General features: G+C 63.4%; 18 protein-coding genes. 7 read left to right on the top strand and 11 right to left on the bottom strand.

What is annotated here, in order from left to right; translation table 11 throughout:
- Window positions 1–102: 102 nt before the first annotated feature.
- The 5 genes from X760_RS55395 to X760_RS55415 form a co-directional block, all read right to left on the bottom strand.
- Entirely contained in the window at window positions 103–1,257 is a 1,155-nt protein-coding gene (locus X760_RS55395) for a branched-chain amino acid ABC transporter substrate-binding protein (protein ID WP_051409674.1), read from the bottom strand.
- Window positions 1,258–1,407: 150 nt separating this feature from the next.
- Window positions 1,408–1,872 carry a hypothetical protein gene (locus X760_RS55400; RefSeq protein WP_023719365.1) on the bottom strand — a complete coding sequence of 155 codons (465 nt, stop codon included), beginning with the start codon at window positions 1,870–1,872 and terminating at the stop codon, window positions 1,408–1,410.
- Window positions 1,873–2,256: a DUF6152 family protein gene (locus X760_RS55405; RefSeq protein WP_023719366.1), complete on the bottom strand. Its 384-nt coding sequence runs from the start codon at window positions 2,254–2,256 to the stop codon at window positions 1,873–1,875.
- Between the two features lie 346 nt (window positions 2,257–2,602).
- A complete protein-coding gene (locus X760_RS55410; protein ID WP_023719367.1) occupies window positions 2,603–3,091 on the bottom strand; it encodes a GNAT family N-acetyltransferase in 489 nt (162 codons plus the stop codon).
- On the bottom strand, window positions 3,084–3,905 hold the full coding sequence (locus X760_RS55415; protein ID WP_023719368.1) for a lytic transglycosylase domain-containing protein: 822 nt from the start codon (window positions 3,903–3,905) through the stop codon (window positions 3,084–3,086). Before X760_RS55415 ends, X760_RS55410 begins: the two co-directional genes overlap by 8 nt.
- Window positions 3,906–4,066: 161 nt before the next feature.
- Between X760_RS55415 and X760_RS55420 the strand changes: the two genes are divergently transcribed.
- Window positions 4,067–4,636 carry a methylated-DNA--[protein]-cysteine S-methyltransferase gene (locus X760_RS55420; protein ID WP_023719369.1) on the top strand — a complete coding sequence of 190 codons (570 nt, stop codon included), beginning with the start codon at window positions 4,067–4,069 and terminating at the stop codon, window positions 4,634–4,636.
- Between the two features lie 47 nt (window positions 4,637–4,683).
- Here the strand turns inward: X760_RS55420 and X760_RS55425 are convergent, their stop codons facing one another.
- Window positions 4,684–5,010 (bottom strand): hypothetical protein, encoded by a 327-nt coding sequence (locus X760_RS55425; RefSeq protein WP_023719370.1) that lies wholly within the window; start codon window positions 5,008–5,010, stop codon window positions 4,684–4,686.
- Window positions 5,011–5,308: 298 nt separating this feature from the next.
- On the opposite strand from X760_RS55425, the gene X760_RS55430 reads away from it, so the two are divergent.
- The 3 genes from X760_RS55430 to X760_RS55440 all read left to right on the top strand — a co-directional run bounded on the left by X760_RS55430 (window position 5,309) and on the right by X760_RS55440 (window position 6,250).
- Entirely contained in the window at window positions 5,309–5,521 is a 213-nt protein-coding gene (locus X760_RS55430; RefSeq protein ID WP_023678332.1) for a cold-shock protein, read from the top strand.
- A 277-nt stretch (window positions 5,522–5,798) separates the two neighbouring features.
- Window positions 5,799–5,999, top strand: coding sequence for a hypothetical protein (locus tag X760_RS55435; RefSeq protein ID WP_023719371.1), 201 nt, complete (start codon window positions 5,799–5,801; stop codon window positions 5,997–5,999).
- Entirely contained in the window at window positions 5,996–6,250 is a 255-nt protein-coding gene (locus tag X760_RS55440; RefSeq protein WP_023719372.1) for a hypothetical protein, read from the top strand. Before X760_RS55435 ends, X760_RS55440 begins: the two co-directional genes overlap by 4 nt.
- Before the next feature lie 86 nt (window positions 6,251–6,336).
- Here the strand turns inward: X760_RS55440 and X760_RS55445 are convergent, their stop codons facing one another.
- The 3 genes from X760_RS55445 to X760_RS55455 form a co-directional block, all read right to left on the bottom strand.
- The gene (locus tag X760_RS55445) at window positions 6,337–6,945 is read right to left on the bottom strand and encodes a glutathione S-transferase family protein (protein WP_023719373.1); all 609 of its coding nucleotides are present in this window, start codon (window positions 6,943–6,945) and stop codon (window positions 6,337–6,339) included.
- A gap of 288 nt (window positions 6,946–7,233) precedes the next feature.
- Window positions 7,234–8,088, bottom strand: coding sequence for an EAL domain-containing protein (locus X760_RS55450; RefSeq protein WP_023719374.1), 855 nt, complete (start codon window positions 8,086–8,088; stop codon window positions 7,234–7,236).
- Window positions 8,085–8,978 (bottom strand): EAL domain-containing protein, encoded by an 894-nt coding sequence (locus X760_RS55455; RefSeq protein WP_023719375.1) that lies wholly within the window; start codon window positions 8,976–8,978, stop codon window positions 8,085–8,087. Before X760_RS55455 ends, X760_RS55450 begins: the two co-directional genes overlap by 4 nt.
- 215 nt (window positions 8,979–9,193) lie before the next feature.
- Between X760_RS55455 and X760_RS55460 the strand changes: the two genes are divergently transcribed.
- Complete coding sequence (locus X760_RS55460) at window positions 9,194–10,396, top strand: pyridoxal phosphate-dependent aminotransferase (protein WP_023719377.1); 1,203 nt, start codon at window positions 9,194–9,196, stop codon at window positions 10,394–10,396.
- Window positions 10,397–10,402: 6 nt separating this feature from the next.
- Here X760_RS55460 and X760_RS55465 read toward each other — a convergent pair whose 3' ends face one another.
- Both X760_RS55465 and X760_RS55470 read right to left on the bottom strand, forming a co-directional pair.
- On the bottom strand, window positions 10,403–10,798 hold the full coding sequence (locus X760_RS55465) for a cupin domain-containing protein (RefSeq protein ID WP_023719378.1): 396 nt from the start codon (window positions 10,796–10,798) through the stop codon (window positions 10,403–10,405).
- A 44-nt stretch (window positions 10,799–10,842) separates the two neighbouring features.
- The gene (locus X760_RS55470) at window positions 10,843–11,436 is read right to left on the bottom strand and encodes an isoprenylcysteine carboxylmethyltransferase family protein (RefSeq protein WP_245278596.1); all 594 of its coding nucleotides are present in this window, start codon (window positions 11,434–11,436) and stop codon (window positions 10,843–10,845) included.
- A gap of 144 nt (window positions 11,437–11,580) precedes the next feature.
- Here X760_RS55470 and X760_RS55475 point away from each other — a divergent pair, with 144 nt between their 5' ends.
- Window positions 11,581–12,447: an alpha/beta hydrolase gene (locus X760_RS55475; RefSeq protein WP_023719380.1), complete on the top strand. Its 867-nt coding sequence runs from the start codon at window positions 11,581–11,583 to the stop codon at window positions 12,445–12,447.
- Between the two features lie 159 nt (window positions 12,448–12,606).
- Window positions 12,607–14,658: an elongation factor G gene (locus tag X760_RS55480; RefSeq protein ID WP_023719381.1), complete on the top strand. Its 2,052-nt coding sequence runs from the start codon at window positions 12,607–12,609 to the stop codon at window positions 14,656–14,658.
- Window positions 14,659–14,861 lie beyond the last annotated feature (203 nt).

A 14,861-nucleotide genomic window follows, 5' to 3' on the forward strand; every position in this document is an offset into this window, starting at 1 on the left:
CCCTCCTTGTGGGGGAGATGGCCGGCAGGCCAGAGGGGGGCGCTGTCCCGCCGGCGCTTGTGAACCTGCCACTATCCGCTCAGCGCTGATACCGACAAACGATTAATCCGCCGCATCCAGCATGAAACGGCGGTCGGCTTGCTTCCTCCAAACATACATCCTCACGTCACGCTCACGCCGATCGCCTTTTGCATCGAACGTCAGATCGCCAACCACGGTAGGGATCGGCTGGCCTGATCTTATGGAAGCAGCAACAGCCCTTGGTGCCTGGACTCCAGCCATTTTGATACCATTGGCGATCACTTGAACAGCCGCGTAAGTCTTCAACGTATAGGCTTCCGGCTCGAAACCTTGCGATCGAAAGCGCCTGACGACGTCCTGTGCGGCTGGGTTATCACGGTCCTCGAATGAAAACATGATCAGGGTGCCTTCAACTGCCGGCCCCGCTATTGCCGACAGATCTTTGACCATAGCCCCGTCCCCGGAAATGAACTGGACTTTCAATCCGGCCTCGCTGGTTTCCCGAATAAGCCGCCCGAAATCATCGGCGAGCCCCGCGAAAAAGACCGCTCCGATCTTTGCGGCCTCGATCTTGGCGACGAGTCTGGAGAAGTTGGCTTGTCCAGGCTCAATCCTACTGAACAGCTTTTCGGGTCGGCGCTTGGCCAACAATGCCTTTCTCGCTTTTGCGGCTAAGCCATCGCCATAAGGTGTGCCGTCGCTCACAATCGCCAGATTTCTTGCGGAAAAGTGTCCTGCCATATACTCGCCAGCAAATGTGCCCTGCACATCGTCTCGTCCCGCCGTACGGATGGTGTTCCATAGCTTGGCGTCGGTGAGTGCAGGATTCGTCGATGCCGGACTCACCATCAACGTGTTGTTCTTCGCGTAGATGATCGAAGCCGGGATTGAAGCGCCGGAATTGTAGTGGCCAATGACGAAGCGAACACCGCCTTTTGCCAGCTTCCTAGCGACGGAAATTGCCGCGTCCGGCCTGCCCTCGTCATCAAGAAATGTGAGTGTTATCTTCCGCCCACCGATGCCGCCCTCACCGTTGATATCGTCCGCTGCCAGTTGGGCACCACGCCGCATCTCCTCGCCATAGACGGCCCAATCTCCGGTCATCGGCCCGACCACCGCCATAGGGATGTCGGATGATTCCGCGACGGCAAGGCGGGGTGCAATTGTCGCCAGCAAGGCAAACACCGCCAATCCAAGCAAGCGCAAAAGGACAAATCTCTTCGGCAATTTGCTCAATGACTCACCCTCCGTATCCCCGGGCGAGATCTGAGGAGGAATTCACTTGAAACACAAGCAGAAATTGCCGCTTTTCTCTAGGCACCATATGATCCCAGCGCGTAAATAAAAACAGCTCAGCCGCCTGCTGTCCCACCCCGATCAGTTGGACTAGCCGAGAAAACCAATAAACCGCCCCGCAAACAGCACGGACGTCCACAACACCAGCGAAAGCGCCGCCAGGACGATGGCGACCCCACCAGCCGGCTCGTCACCGCCTTTTGCGCGGCGCATGAAGACGAGGAAATTGGCGCCGGCGAGGAGGATGAGTGTCATCTTGGCGAGGAAGATCGGCATCGCCGCATATTCGCTCGCCCTGACTGAAAACAGCAGCGAGCCCGTGACCAGCGCACCGCCGAACGCGCCCAATGCGGTGCGGCGCAGCAGCGCCACGAACGCCGGCTGCGGCAGTGAGCGGAAGGCGCCCAGGATCCTGAGGTCCATCAGCCAGACGCTGGTCAGCAGCGCGCCGATCGACATGATGTGCAGCGCGTTGACAATGGGGTAGGCGACGAAGGAGGCCTTCAGTCCCCGCACAAGCGCGAGTTGCTCGATGCCGGCGAAAAACCCGTCCATTCAGGCCGGCGGCACGCGGTCGGGATAGACATCATAGGTCTTGCCGCCGACGATGATGCGGACTGCCTTCATGCGCTTTTCGCTCTCGTCGCGCGAGCGGTGGCCGATCGCGGTCACCTCGTCGCCGACCTTGGCAACACCTTCCGTGAAGCCGGCGGCAATGGTGCGGGAGGGCGGAGCCATCTCCACCCGCCAGACCGCTCCCTCGGCGTCGACATCCAGCGTGGCGTGCGGATTGCCGATATAGATGGCCGTGATCCGGCCCTTGAGTTCGAAAAACCCGTCCTGCGTCCACGACCAGCCATGATGGGCATAGGCTGCGGTGGCGGCGGCCAAGATCACCGCCGCGGCCAGCGCGACGCTCCGGTTGAAAGGTGACTGCATCGCTCGTCTCCTCGGTTCCGGCATTAGAGGGTAGGTCAGCGCGCGGCAGCGTCAAATCACATGAGGGCCTTTTGGGGCGCTGCGCTCCACAGCCATGGTAACGGCATGGATCCTAGGGTCTGCGCTCCGCTTCGCGTTCGCTCCGCCCTAGGATGACGAAGCGAGGGGAGGTTTCCAGCCAATCTCCAACGTCCGCGATTGGCCTTATGCACTGTACCTTCGTCATCCTAGGGCGGAGCAGGAGCGAAGCGACGTCGCGGAGACCCTAGGATCCATGCCGTTACCTTCGAGCGTCGGAGCCTCTGCTGAGCATCGCCGCACTTACCGAGGCGCTTGCCCCGACCTCTCACCCCGCCCAATCCACCTCGACCATCCCCAGCCGCTGATAGAGCCTGACGGCGGCGGCGTTCTCGACCGTGTTGGTCTTGAGGTCGACATGCACCGCGCCCCTTGCCTGAAACACCGCAAAGGCGTGCCGCATCAGCGCCTCGGCGATGCCCTTGCCGCGCGCCTCGGGATGGACGGCAAGGTCCTTGACGAAAGCCCGCGTCCAGCAGAGTGCCGCGCCCGCCAGCCGGCCCTTGCGGTCGATGACCAGGAAACACAAAGCGGGATCGAATTCGGCGTCGCCCGAAATGCGCGGCCACCATTCGTCGAACGGCCCGTCGGCGCCGTCGTCGAACACCGCGGTCAACAGCGCATGCAGAGCAAGCGCATCGGCGGCTTCGAAGCCGCGCATGAAAAAACCTTCTGGCCAGCGCGGCGCCAGAAGCGTGTCGTCGAGGACCTTGCGCAGTCTTATTTCGTTTGGCGCCGGCGGACGCGGCTCAGGCATCGGGCTGCATGCGGCGGCGCAGGCGGTCGCTGCCGAGGCCGGTTTCGCCCAGCATCCCCCTGCGTTTGGCGTCGTAATAATAGCCGCTCTGGTAGAGCCGGTCGGCGCGCTTGGGGTTGCCGCCTGAGACCAGCCAGGCGCCGCGCAGATATTTCACCGCATATTTAAGATTGGTCTCGGCGTCGAACAGGCCGCTCGCCGGCCCGTTATAGCCCATGCCGCGCGCCGTCGCGTGCTTGATCTGCATCAGCCCCCAATGGCCGCGATTGTAGGCTTTCGGGTTGAAGGTGCTCTCGCGGTTGACGACGCTGCGCACCAGATCGACCGGCACCTGGTAAAGCGCGGAATATTTCTCGATCAGCCGCTCGATCTCGCTGCGGCCGCCGGCGTTCGACTGGCCCTCTGCCAGGTCGGTCGCGGCCAGAGCGGCCGGGTTCTGCGGCACGGTGTACGAAACCGGCTGAACGCCGGGCATGGCGGCGGTCTGTTCGGTGACCGGCATGGCGACAGCGGCCGTTGCGATGGCTGGCTGGGCATCGGCCGTCATGACGGCTGGCGCAGAAGCCGCCAGCGGCGGCGGCCCGGCAAAGGCGGCGGCCGGCTCGACCGGCAGCGCTGCCGTCTGGGTGAGGCCGGACGGTTCCGGCAGGACCGAAACCGTGTCGGGCAGCGCCAGCGTGAAGCCGGCATCGGTGTTGGCAGAGTTTTCCGTGAAGGCGGGCGCCGAGGTCACCGGCGAAGTCGAGGTGCAACCGCTGAGAGCGGCCACGGCCAACACCGCCGCAAGGACGGGAAAGAGGAATTTTGCTGGCAAGCGGCGCTCGGGTCCGGTTCGTCGGGTGTTAAGAAGTCCTTACACCAGCATCTTTCCCCCGGCAATCCGCGGGAGACGGTGGTTTTCGGGTGGCGAGCCGGGCCGGGAAATGCGATATTGTTCTGGATTTGTACTTCGAGGGATTCCGGAAGGAGCACGCCATGAATGCATCTCATGCCACCGCCGGCCACGCGGTCTTCGAAACCGTGCTCGGCTTCATGGGCATAGCCTGGAGCGATGCAGGGCTGACCCGGCTCTGCCTGCCGCAGCGCAATCGCGACGCGGTGGAGCGCCGGCTGCTGCGCCATGCCGCCGCCGACCAGGCAGCCAAGCCCGAGCCGCAATGGGTTACGGAGCTGATCGCCTCGATCAAGGCCTATGCCGCCGGCGAGGATATCGATTTCTCCGGCGTGCCGGTCGATCTCAGCGGCGTCGACGAGTTCCGCCTGGCGATTTATGACGCGGCGCGAAAGCTCGCCTTCGGCGAAACCACCACCTATGGCGAACTGGCCAAACGCGCTGGCCATGCCGGGCTCGCGCGTGAGACGGGCGCGGCGCTCGGCGCCAACCCGGTGCCGCTGGTCATCCCTTGCCATCGCATCCTTGCCGCCGGTGGCAAGATCGGCGGATTTTCCGCGCCCGGCGGCTCGGCCACCAAGGAAAAGATGTTGGCCATGGAAGGCGTGCGGGTTGGCCCGCCGCCGCCCGCGCAGGTGTCGTTCGGGTTTTAGGTATGTCGATATTCAGGTGAGGCCGACACCCTGCACGCCAACCGCCCCTAATCCGGAAGCAGGCGCCGGCGGAAGCGCCGATCGATCTCCACCCGCTTGCATTTGTAGACGGTGCAGGAATTCGTGTCGGCACTCGGCACCGAGGCCCGCGCCCTGACCTCGCCGATGTCGCAAAATTGCTGGCTCCGCACATAGCGGTCGTAGAGCGCCAGCCCCGGCACGCGCGCCGATCTGTAGCGCAGGATAACCGCACCCTCGCGCGCGATCGTCGCCTGCACCTTGCCGCAGCTCATGCGGGTCGGGTCGTAGCGCGAGACCGCCTGCGCCTCGGCGGCCACCAGCGTCAGGCAAGCGGCAAGTAGAACGATTTTCATGGCCCTCTCCCCAAACCCGGTCGCGCCTGAAGCCGGCGCGATCCTCTCGCGTCAGGCGCGCAACGACGACGCTCTCACGCGATTGGGGCGGCCGTTGGGCAGCGTTGCCGCGGCGCCATTTTCCGCCCCGTCTTGTTTTTTGTGCGGAAGCATATTATATGCGGTCCATTGATATTTCGGCCGATCGATCCGGGCCTCGCGATATTCGCGTTTGCTGACGTTCTATCTCCAAAATCTCGATACAAACCGGCTGGGTTTCGGTCCAGTCAAACTAAAGCAAACGTAAAGGACTATCGAAATGGCAACAGGTACGGTCAAGTGGTTTAATTCCACCAAGGGTTTTGGCTTCATCCAGCCTGACAGCGGCGGCGCGGACGTTTTCGTTCACATCTCCGCAGTCGAGCGCGCTGGACTGTCGACCCTGGTCGAAGGCCAGAAGATCAACTTCGAGATCGAGCAGGACCGCCGCACTGGCAAGTCGTCCGCTGGATCTCTGAGCAAGGCAGCCTGATTTTGCGAATGGTGCGCGCCGGGCGATAGCCCGGGGCGCGCGGCAAGTCACGGATGTACTGGCGGTCGCGCGAGAAGCGCGCCGGAGCGAAAGACCCCGACAAGTCGACGCAGCAGATTGCTGCCGGCCCGGCCAAAACGCTCCCGATCAGGCTACCAAGCATGGGAAGGCGGGATTTTGTCCCGCCTTTTTGCTGTCTGGATTCCGATGAACCACCGCCTTGGTCCTATGGGACCACTTTGTGGTGTTTTTACCCCGGTCATGGTATCATCAACCCATGAGCAAGCTTGAACAGATTGAGAAATCCGTCGCCGAACTAAACCCCGAAGAGCTCAAGGCGTTTGCCGCATGGTTCGAGGCGCTGCAGGCCGACATGTGGGACCGTCAGTTCGAAGCCGACGCCAAGGCCGGCAGGCTGGACAGGCTTGCCGAGCAGGCCTTGGCTGATCATCGGGCCGGCCGGACTCGGCCGCTGTGAAGCATTTTGCCACTCCCTCGTTTTGGGAGGCTTACGCAAAACTGCCCTCGTTGATCAAAGCAAAGGCGAACAGACGTTTCGCCAAACTGAATTCTGGGCCGTTCCACCCGTCGTTGCTTTTCAAACAGGTCGGGCGCTGTTGGTCGGCGCGGGTTGATGTCAATTACCGCGCCGTAGCTGTTCGCGACCACGATGACGTGGTCTGGTTCTGGATAGGCACCCATTCCGAATATGATCGCCTGCTGAAATAGCCGCGCGACCATTCACGCCACGGGCCGAAGCCACAAGCGCGACGTCCGGAGCGAGCCGCGAAGCGGCGACAAGCGTGAGCACAGAACTAAGGCAACCACTCCAGCGGCACATGCCCCGGGTCGGCCTCGACCCGTTGCAGCCAGGCGGCGACCGCCGGATAGGCGTCGAGCTGAAAGCCGCCCGTCTCGGTCGTATGCGTATAGGCATAGAGCGCAATGTCGGCGACGCTGAGCGCACTGCCGGCGAAGAAGCTGCTCCCGGCTAGGTGCTTATCCATGACGCCGAGCGCCTTGTTGCCGCGCTCCAGCGTCAGCGCCAGCCGCTCGGGCGTCGCGTCCTTGGCTCTTTCAGGGAAGGTCAGCAGCGCTCTGCGCACGGCGATATAGGGCTCGTGGCTGTATTGCTCGAAGAACAGCCACTGATAGGCCAGCGCGCGTTCGTATCTGTCCGCCGGCAGGAACCGCGTGCCTTCGGCGAGGTAGAGCAGGATGGCATTGGATTCGGCCAGCCGGCGGCCGTCGTCGAGTTCGAGCAGCGGCACCATGGCGTTCGGGTTTTTCGCGACATAGTCGGGTTTGCGCGTGTCGCCGGTGTGCGAGCTGACCTCGACATTGGTGAAAGCGATGCCGAGCTTGGCCATCAACAGGCGCGGCTTGTAGCAATTGCCGCTGTCGATCATTCCATAGAGTATCATCGGTGCTCCCCCTTGCTCGCAACCACCCGTCTCCGGGCTTGATCCAGCCTCTATCGCGGCAGCGGCGGCTTCATCCAGTGATTTGTTTTGGCGTAACCATCAGCGCCGCTGATGCATTTCAGGATATATCGAGATTCAAGTCAGGCCGAGCCGGAGTCGAAGACGGGCGCGAAGCGACCAGACTGGTGGGTTCCGAGAACCGGAGCGGAGCGTACTTTGGGTACGTGAGCACCGGAAGCGCAGGAAACCGCCGTTCGCAGGCCGGCATCACTTGAATCTCGACATATCCTAGCCGAACAAGGGAATGACGTTGCTATCCCTGCCAAGCAGCCCGTCGATCGACAGCGGCTCCTCGTCGAACAGCGTGCCGGCCAGCGCCGGTCGGGCGAGGTAAAAACCCTGCAGCAGGTCGACCCCGCCATCCAGCGCGACGCGCAGATGCGTGGCGTTCTCGATGCCTTCGACCAGCACCTTGGCGCCACGGTCGTGCAGCGTCGAAACCAACGGCCGGAAAAACCGCTCGGCGGCGGCATGGCGGCAGAATTCGGCGAACCAGGTGCCGTCGATCTTGACGATGTCGGGCTGCACCAGCGCGACCCTTTCTTCCGTCGAATGCCCGGTGCCGAAATCGTCGATGGCGATACGGACGCCGTCGCGCCGCATCTCGCGCGCCAGGCTGACAAGCACCTTGTCGCCGGCAGCCTGCTCGGTGATCTCGCAGACCAGCATGCCGGGATGCAGGCCGAAATCCGCCAGATGCCTGGTCATCAGCCTGATTTCGGCCAGCGCCCGTGCGGGGTCATCGTTGATCAGCGGATTGTAGTTGAAGAACAGGTCGAGCCCGTCGACGCCGATGTTGCGGAAGTTGCGCAAATGCAGCACCCGACATATGGTTTCGACAAATAGCCGATCCGCTGCCGGCACGCCTTCGAAGAACATTTGCGGCGCCACCGGCCTGCCGGCACGATGCGGCTCGATCAGTCCCTCGACCGCGACGGCGGCGAGAAATCTGCCGCGCGACGCGAAGACCGGCTGGTAGGCGCTCCTCAGCCGGAATGCGCCGTAGACGCCATATTCGATGCCGACCTCGTCGGCAAAGATCGCCTCTCCGACCTTGCGCCGCATGTCGGCTTGCCCGGTCACGATGCCACCCTGCGGCCAAAGGGCCGCATCGGCCGTCGCGATGGCGGAACCGCCGCAGGCACCTTCTCCGCATCGGCCGACACCGCGGCCGCCTGCCCGCTCGTGTCGAAGACGCGGAAGCTGGTCGGCGCGAGCTCAGGGCGCGCCAGCACGTAGCCCTGCACCATCGAGGCGCCCGACTTTTCGGCAAGCTCGAGCTGCCAGCCCGTCTCGATGCCCTCGAATACCGTACGGATGCCTTGCTCTTCGAAGCTGGTCACCATGGCGGTCAGCAAGGCGAAGCCGGCACCGGATTCCATCAGCGTCATGATCCAGTCGGCATCGAACTTGACGATGTCGGGTCTGAGTTCCTTGATACGATTGATGTCGGATTCGTCGGCGCCGTAATCGTCGACTGCAATGCGCAAACCGTTGCCCCTGAGCGCCTCGACGAAATTGTAGAGCGTTTCCTGCGACGCCGATTTCTGCTCGGTGACCTCGCAGACGACGCGGCGCGGATCGATGTCGGCCTCGTGCAGCACCAGCCGCATGTCGCGCAGCGCCTTGTCGGCGATGCCGCGGTCGGTGAACACCGACGGATCGAAATTGATGAAGATCGAGGCGTCTCGCGGCAGGCAGGCGCCGGCGTTCAGAAGGTGCAGCGTCCGTGTCAGCGCCTCGATATGCAGGCGGTCGACCGCCGGACAGCTGTTGAAGAAACTCATCGGCTGCTGCGGCTCGCCGTCGCGGAACGGCCGGATCAGCCCTTCGAAGGCGACGACGGAAAGCTTGCCCTTGTTGAAGGCGAAGATCGGCTGGAAAGCGCTTTGCAGCGTATAGAGCCCCCAGACACCGCTGGCGGTGCCGTCATCATGGCGGATGATATGGGCAAGCTCGATGCTGCGCGTCACGGTTCCTCGCTGTACGAGACTGGCAGACCGGCCACGGTCCTGCCGTTCAAGCTTTTACCGATCGTTGATGAATTTATTGTTGCCAGCATTGCGCGTTGGCTCATTCGACAATGCCTGCGCTGGGCTTGCGCCGGGGCTTGCGCTTGACCAGATGATGCGACATGAGAGGCGCCGCGGCGCCTTCGCCGCGCCGGTGCTTTCTGGAGATATCTCTCATGGCCTTTCTTGCCGACGCCCTTTCCCGCGTAAAGCCTTCCGCGACCATCGCGGTGACGCAGAAAGCGCGCGAGCTGAAAAACGCCGGCCGGGACGTGATCGGGCTGGGCGCCGGCGAACCGGACTTCGACACCCCCGACAACATCAAGAACGCCGCAATCGAGGCGATCCGCCGCGGCGAGACGAAGTACCCGCCGGTCTCCGGCATCGTGCCGCTGCGCGAAGCAATCGCGAAAAAGTTCAAGCGTGAGAACAATCTCGACTACCGGACGGAGCAGACCATCGTCGGCACCGGCGGCAAGCAGATCCTGTTCAACGCCTTCATGGCGACACTGAACCCCGGCGACGAGGTGATCATCCCGCGGCCCTATTGGGTGAGCTATCCCGAAATGGTAGCGATCTGCGGCGGCACCTCGGCCTTTGTCGAGACCTCGATCGACAACGGCTTCAAGCTGACGGCGGCCGTGCTGGAGAAGGCGATCACGCCGCGCACCAAATGGCTGTTGATGAACTCGCCGTCCAACCCCTCGGGCGCCGCCTATACCGAAGCGGAGCTCAAGAGCCTGGCCGACGTGCTGTTGAAGCACCCGCATGTCTGGGTGCTGACCGACGACATGTACGAGCATCTGACCTATGGCGACTTCGTCTTCAAGACGATCGCCGAGGTCGAGCCTAAGCTTTATGAGCGCACGCTGACCATGAACGGCGTGTCGAAGGCCTATGCCATGACCGGCTGGCGCATCGGCTATGCGGCAGGCCCGGTGCCGCTGATCAAGGCGATGGACATGATCCAGGGCCAGCAGACCTCCGGCGCCTGCACCATCGCCCAATGGGCGGCGGTCGAAGCGCTGAACGGCCCGCAGGATTTCATCCCGAAGAACAAGGCGATCTTCCAGGGCCGGCGCGATCTCGTCGTCTCGATGCTCAACCAGGCGCGCGGCATCACCTGCCCGTCGCCGGAGGGTGCTTTCTACGTCTATCCCTCCTGTGCCCAGCTGATCGGCAAGAAGACCAAGAGCGGCAAGGTGATCGACAGCGACGAAACCTTCTGCTCGGAACTGCTCGAGGCCGAGGGCGTGGCGGTTGTTTTCGGCTCGGCCTTTGGCCTCGGCCCGAACTTCCGCATCTCCTACGCCACATCGGAGACACTGCTCGAAGAGGCCTGCACGCGCATCCAGCGCTTTACTGCCTCGCTGGCCTGAGACGTTTCAGCCGCCATACTGCTCGTCGCTGACCTTCTCCAGCCAGTCGACATGCAAGCCGTCGAGCGCCTCCTGCATGGCGATGTGGGTCATCGCCGATTTGGCCGCGGCGCCGTGCCAGTGCTTTTCGCCGGCCGCAAAGGAGACGACGTCGCCGGCCCTGATCTCCTGGATCGGCCCGCCCCAGCTTTGCGCGAGGCCGGCACCGGACGTGACATAGAGCGTCTGGCCGAGCGGATGCGTGTGCCAGTGGGTGCGGGCGCCGGGCTCGAAGCTGACCAGCGTGGCCCTGAGCCGCGCCGGCGCCTCTTTCTCGATGATCGGCGTCTGCAAAACCCGGCCGGTGAAATATGTCTCCGGCGCAACGATCGTCGGCACGCTGCCGCAGGCAATGATCTTCATCGTCGCAATCCTCGATTTGATTCCTCGGTGTGCGGACTTAGACCCTACCACTTTCGTCCGATGCCGGCTGCATGTCCTGCCCGGCTACGGGCAAGGCGAGGCCAGAACAGGCCGGTGCGCGTGCGGTAGGCGTTGTAGGCATCGGCCAGCCTTGTCCGCGAAAATTTTCGCTCTTCGTCCAAGGCCGCGATCACATAGATCGTAACGATGCCGGCGACCGGCACCACCGCCCACACCGACCAGGTCGCGATGCCCCATCCGATCCAGAAGATGATGTAGGACGTGTAGAACGGATGGCGGACATGGAGATAAGGGCCTTCGGTCACCAGGCTGTCGGGATTGTCCGGATCGAACGCGAAACGCAGCCGCGCCTTGCGTGAGACCGAGATCGCCCACCAGAAAAGCGCCGAGCTTGCCAGTTCGATGGCGAGCCCGACGATCTTCGCTGCAACCGGCTGCCGCTCGATCCACAGCAGTGCAAGAAAGAACAGCGCCGTGCCGACCACGACGGCCGAAATGATCATGGCGCCTTGAGACATGCTCGATGACTGGAAATGCGCGCGCATCGACCAGGCATATTGGCCGAGCGTGGCGATGCTGCTGATCGAGAGGAGAAGGTCGAGTGTGGATTCCATCATCAGGGTCCCGGGGTTAGCTGTGGTGGATTCGCTGCATCATACTCGGCAGAAACCGAGAAATCATTTCTTAACCACCGTTCTAAACAACATGGTGACCTCGGCATGCGATGTTGACCTCGAGACAATCCGAAGGTCCAACCAGCTATGGCCGTTTCCCACCGCACGATCCGCACGCCGCAAGCGGATTTGCGCCTCAGCCAGTCGTCGGGACCAGGCATCCCGCTTGTCCTGATCCACGGCTCGGGCAGTTCGCGCGCCGTATTCGCCCGCCAGTTCGACAGCCCGTTGGCCGCTGCCCATCGATTGATTGCTTTCGACCTGCCCGGCCATGGCGAATCGTCTGACGCCCGCGATCCGGCGACGGACTACACCATCGCCGGCCTTGCCCAGTCGGCGGCTCAGCTCCTCGATGCCTTGGGGATCGGCCGCGCCGTCGTCTTCGGCTGGTCGCTTGGCGGGCACGTGGCAATCGAGCTCGCGAGTTTCCACCGCGCCGTCGGCGGGCTGATGCTAACCGGCGCGCCGCCGGTATCCAAGGGCCCTTTCGGCATGCTGCGCGGCTTCCATGCGCATTGGGACATGCTGCTGGCGTCCAAAAAGACGTATTCCGAACGCGATGCCGAGCGCTTCGAAACGCTCTGCTTCGGCGACACCGCCGACCCGTCCTTCCGCAAAACCATCCTGCGCACCGACGGCCGGCTGCGCGCCGCGGTGACGCGCGGCATGCTCACAGGCAAGGGCGCCGACCAGCGACAGGTGGTCGAGCAAGCCGCATTTCCGGTCGCCATAGTCAATGGCGAGAACGATCCGTTCGTCCGGCTCGGCTATTTTGAGACGCTCGCCTACGGCTCGCTGTGGGAGCATTGCCAAATCGTCCCCGGCGCCGGGCATGCGCCTTTCTGGGAACGTGCGGACCTGTTCAATCCGCTGCTCGCGCGCTTTGCCGAGACGGTGGCAGTGCAGCGCGTGGACGCAACCCCGCTGGCGTCGCGCCTAGCCGGCACCGGCTGAACGTCAACTTCCAATCCCTTCAACTTCAAATCCCTTGCCCTCCCGGCCTGCCCGTGGGACGATGCCCTTTGGGTAGGTGGCAAATTGAAAAAAGCCTCGCCCGCGACGGCCGACAGGCCGGCCGCCGCTCACAGGGAAACGCCTGAGTGGAGGTCAGCCATGGGTACTCGCGCCGGAGGACGACGCACGGGACCGAAATGCATTGCCATAGTCGGTCCCTTCGCAAGCGGTAAGACGACACTTCTCGAAGCCATACTCGCCCGTACAGGCGCCATTCCCCGCCAGAATCCCGTTTCGTCGGGAAATACCGTTTCCGATCATTCGCCCGAGGCGCGTGCCCATGCGATGAGCGTCGAGGCGACCTTCGCTACCACCGAATTCATGGGCGAGCCGTTCACCTTCGTCGATTGTCCCGGTTCCATCGAATTCTCCTTCGAAGCCGAGCCGGTGCTGGCCGCCTGCGACGTCGCCGTGGTCGTCGCCGAAGCCGACGAGAAGAAGATCCCTGCCCTGCAGCTGATCATGCGCAAGCTCGATGATCTCGGCGTGCCGCGCATCCTTTTCCTGAACAAGGTCGACAAGGCGATAGCAGGCGTGCGCGACACGCTGAAGATGCTGCAGCCTGCAAGCTCGGTGCCTCTGCTGCTGCGCCAGATCCCGCTGCGCAAGGACGGTGTCGTCATCGGCTCGATCGATCTTGCTCTGGAGCGAGCCTACATCTACCGCGAATATGCCGAGAGCGAGGTCGCGCAGATCCCGAGCGACGACAAGGCGCGCGAGCTCGAGGCGCGCTTTTCCATGCTGGAGACGCTCGCCGACAATGACGACCGGCTGATGGAGCAATTGCTGGACGAGATCGAACCGCCAAAGGATGCCATCTTCGACGATCTTGCCGCCGACCTGCGCGACGGCATAGTGACGCCGGTGCTGATCGGCACCGCCGAGAAGGGCAATGGCGTGCTGCGCCTGTTGAAGACAATCCGTCACGACGCACCCGACATCGAGGCGACGCGCCAGCGTCTCGGCGCGCCCGATGGCAACGCCACCGTGGTCCAGGTGATGAAGACCGTCCACACCGCGCATGGCGGCAAGCTATCGGTGTCGCGCATCCTGTCCGGCCAGGTCGCCGACGCCGCCGAGCTGTTCCTTTCCAATGGCGAAACGGCAAAGGTCTCCGGCATCTACAAGATGCTCGGCAAGGACCAGATCAAGCTGACTTCGGCCAAGGCCGGCGACACGGTCGCGCTCGGCAAGCTCGACGCCGTCAGGACGGGCCAGACGCTGAGCTCGACCAAGGGCGGCATCAAGCCGCTGGTCACGCTGGCGCCGCCCCAACCGGTCTTCGCCTTCGCTCTGCGGCCGAAAGAGCGCAAGGACGAGGTCAAGATGTCGGCGGCCATCCAGCGCCTGGCCGAGGAAGATCCCTCGCTCAACCTGCATCACAACCAGGATTCGGCCGAAACCGTGCTGTCTGGCCATGGCGAGATGCATCTGCGCGTCGTGCGCGAGCGGCTGGAAGGCAAGAACCAGATCCCGGTCGAAGGCCATGTGCCGGCCGTGCCCTACCGCGAGACGATCCGCAAAGCGACGCAGCAGCGCGGCCGCCACAAGAAGCAATCGGGTGGCCACGGCCAGTTCGGTGACGTGGTGATCGAGATCAAACCGCTGCCGCGCGGGTCAGGCTTCCAGTTCACCGATACGATCACCGGCGGCGTCGTGCCGAAGACCTACATCCAGTCGGTCGAGACCGGCGTGCGCGATTACCTGAAATCCGGGCCGCTCGGCTTCCCGGTCGTCGATGTTGCCGTCAACCTTTCCGACGGCTCCTACCATGCCGTCGATTCCTCCGATATGGCCTTCCAGATGGCGGCGAAGCTGGCGATGAAGGAAGGTATGGCCGCGTGCTCGCCGGTGCTGCTCGAACCGGTGATGAAGGTCGAGATCGTCACGCCGTCGGATGCGACGTCGAAGATCATCGCGCTGATCCCGCAGCGGCGCGGCCAGATCCTCGGCTACGACGCGCGGCCTGATTGGCCGGGATGGGACGTTGTCGAGGCGACCATGCCGCAGGCCGAGATCGGCGACCTCATCATCGAGCTGCGCTCTGCCACTGCGGGTGTCGCCAGCTACCGGGCCGTCTTCGACCACATGGCCGAACTCACTGGCCGGCTGGCCGACGAAGCGCTGAACGCCAACGGCAAGGCCGCCTGAAACAACAGCTTGCGGCCAGAACACAAGGAAACGGCGCCCGGATCATCCGGGCGCCGTTTCGTTGCGGACCGTCTTCGTGGGAGGCGAAACGGCAGGTCCGCCGCATGCTTGCCGCCGGTGCCTGGCGGCGGAGGAGTTGTGTGCGTCAAGTTCTGCAAAAATGGCGTGGCAGTAGCTGTGACGTCGGCGTGTCCGCCGCGCAG

The organism is Mesorhizobium sp. LSHC420B00, from assembly GCF_000503055.1.
Taxonomy (GTDB): Bacteria; Pseudomonadota; Alphaproteobacteria; order Rhizobiales; family Rhizobiaceae; genus Mesorhizobium.

What these genes read in the sequence shown, in the direction of transcription:
- X760_RS55400 (WP_023719365.1), bottom strand. Translation starts at nt 1,872, where the DNA reads ATGGACGGGTTTTTCGCCGGCATCGAGCAACTCGCGCTTGTGCGGGGA.
- X760_RS55405 (WP_023719366.1), bottom strand. Translation starts at nt 2,256, where the DNA reads ATGCAGTCACCTTTCAACCGGAGCGTCGCGCTGGCCGCGGCGGTGATC.
- X760_RS55410 (WP_023719367.1), bottom strand. Translation starts at nt 3,091, where the DNA reads ATGCCTGAGCCGCGTCCGCCGGCGCCAAACGAAATAAGACTGCGCAAG.
- X760_RS55420 (WP_023719369.1), top strand. Translation starts at nt 4,067, where the DNA reads ATGAATGCATCTCATGCCACCGCCGGCCACGCGGTCTTCGAAACCGTG.
- X760_RS55425 (WP_023719370.1), bottom strand. Translation starts at nt 5,010, where the DNA reads ATGAAAATCGTTCTACTTGCCGCTTGCCTGACGCTGGTGGCCGCCGAG.
- X760_RS55430 (WP_023678332.1), top strand. Translation starts at nt 5,309, where the DNA reads ATGGCAACAGGTACGGTCAAGTGGTTTAATTCCACCAAGGGTTTTGGC.
- X760_RS55435 (WP_023719371.1), top strand. Translation starts at nt 5,799, where the DNA reads ATGAGCAAGCTTGAACAGATTGAGAAATCCGTCGCCGAACTAAACCCC.
- X760_RS55445 (WP_023719373.1), bottom strand. Translation starts at nt 6,945, where the DNA reads ATGATACTCTATGGAATGATCGACAGCGGCAATTGCTACAAGCCGCGC.
- X760_RS55460 (WP_023719377.1), top strand. Translation starts at nt 9,194, where the DNA reads ATGGCCTTTCTTGCCGACGCCCTTTCCCGCGTAAAGCCTTCCGCGACC.
- X760_RS55465 (WP_023719378.1), bottom strand. Translation starts at nt 10,798, where the DNA reads ATGAAGATCATTGCCTGCGGCAGCGTGCCGACGATCGTTGCGCCGGAG.
- X760_RS55470 (WP_245278596.1), bottom strand. Translation starts at nt 11,436, where the DNA reads ATGATGGAATCCACACTCGACCTTCTCCTCTCGATCAGCAGCATCGCC.
- X760_RS55475 (WP_023719380.1), top strand. Translation starts at nt 11,581, where the DNA reads ATGGCCGTTTCCCACCGCACGATCCGCACGCCGCAAGCGGATTTGCGC.
- X760_RS55480 (WP_023719381.1), top strand. Translation starts at nt 12,607, where the DNA reads ATGGGTACTCGCGCCGGAGGACGACGCACGGGACCGAAATGCATTGCC.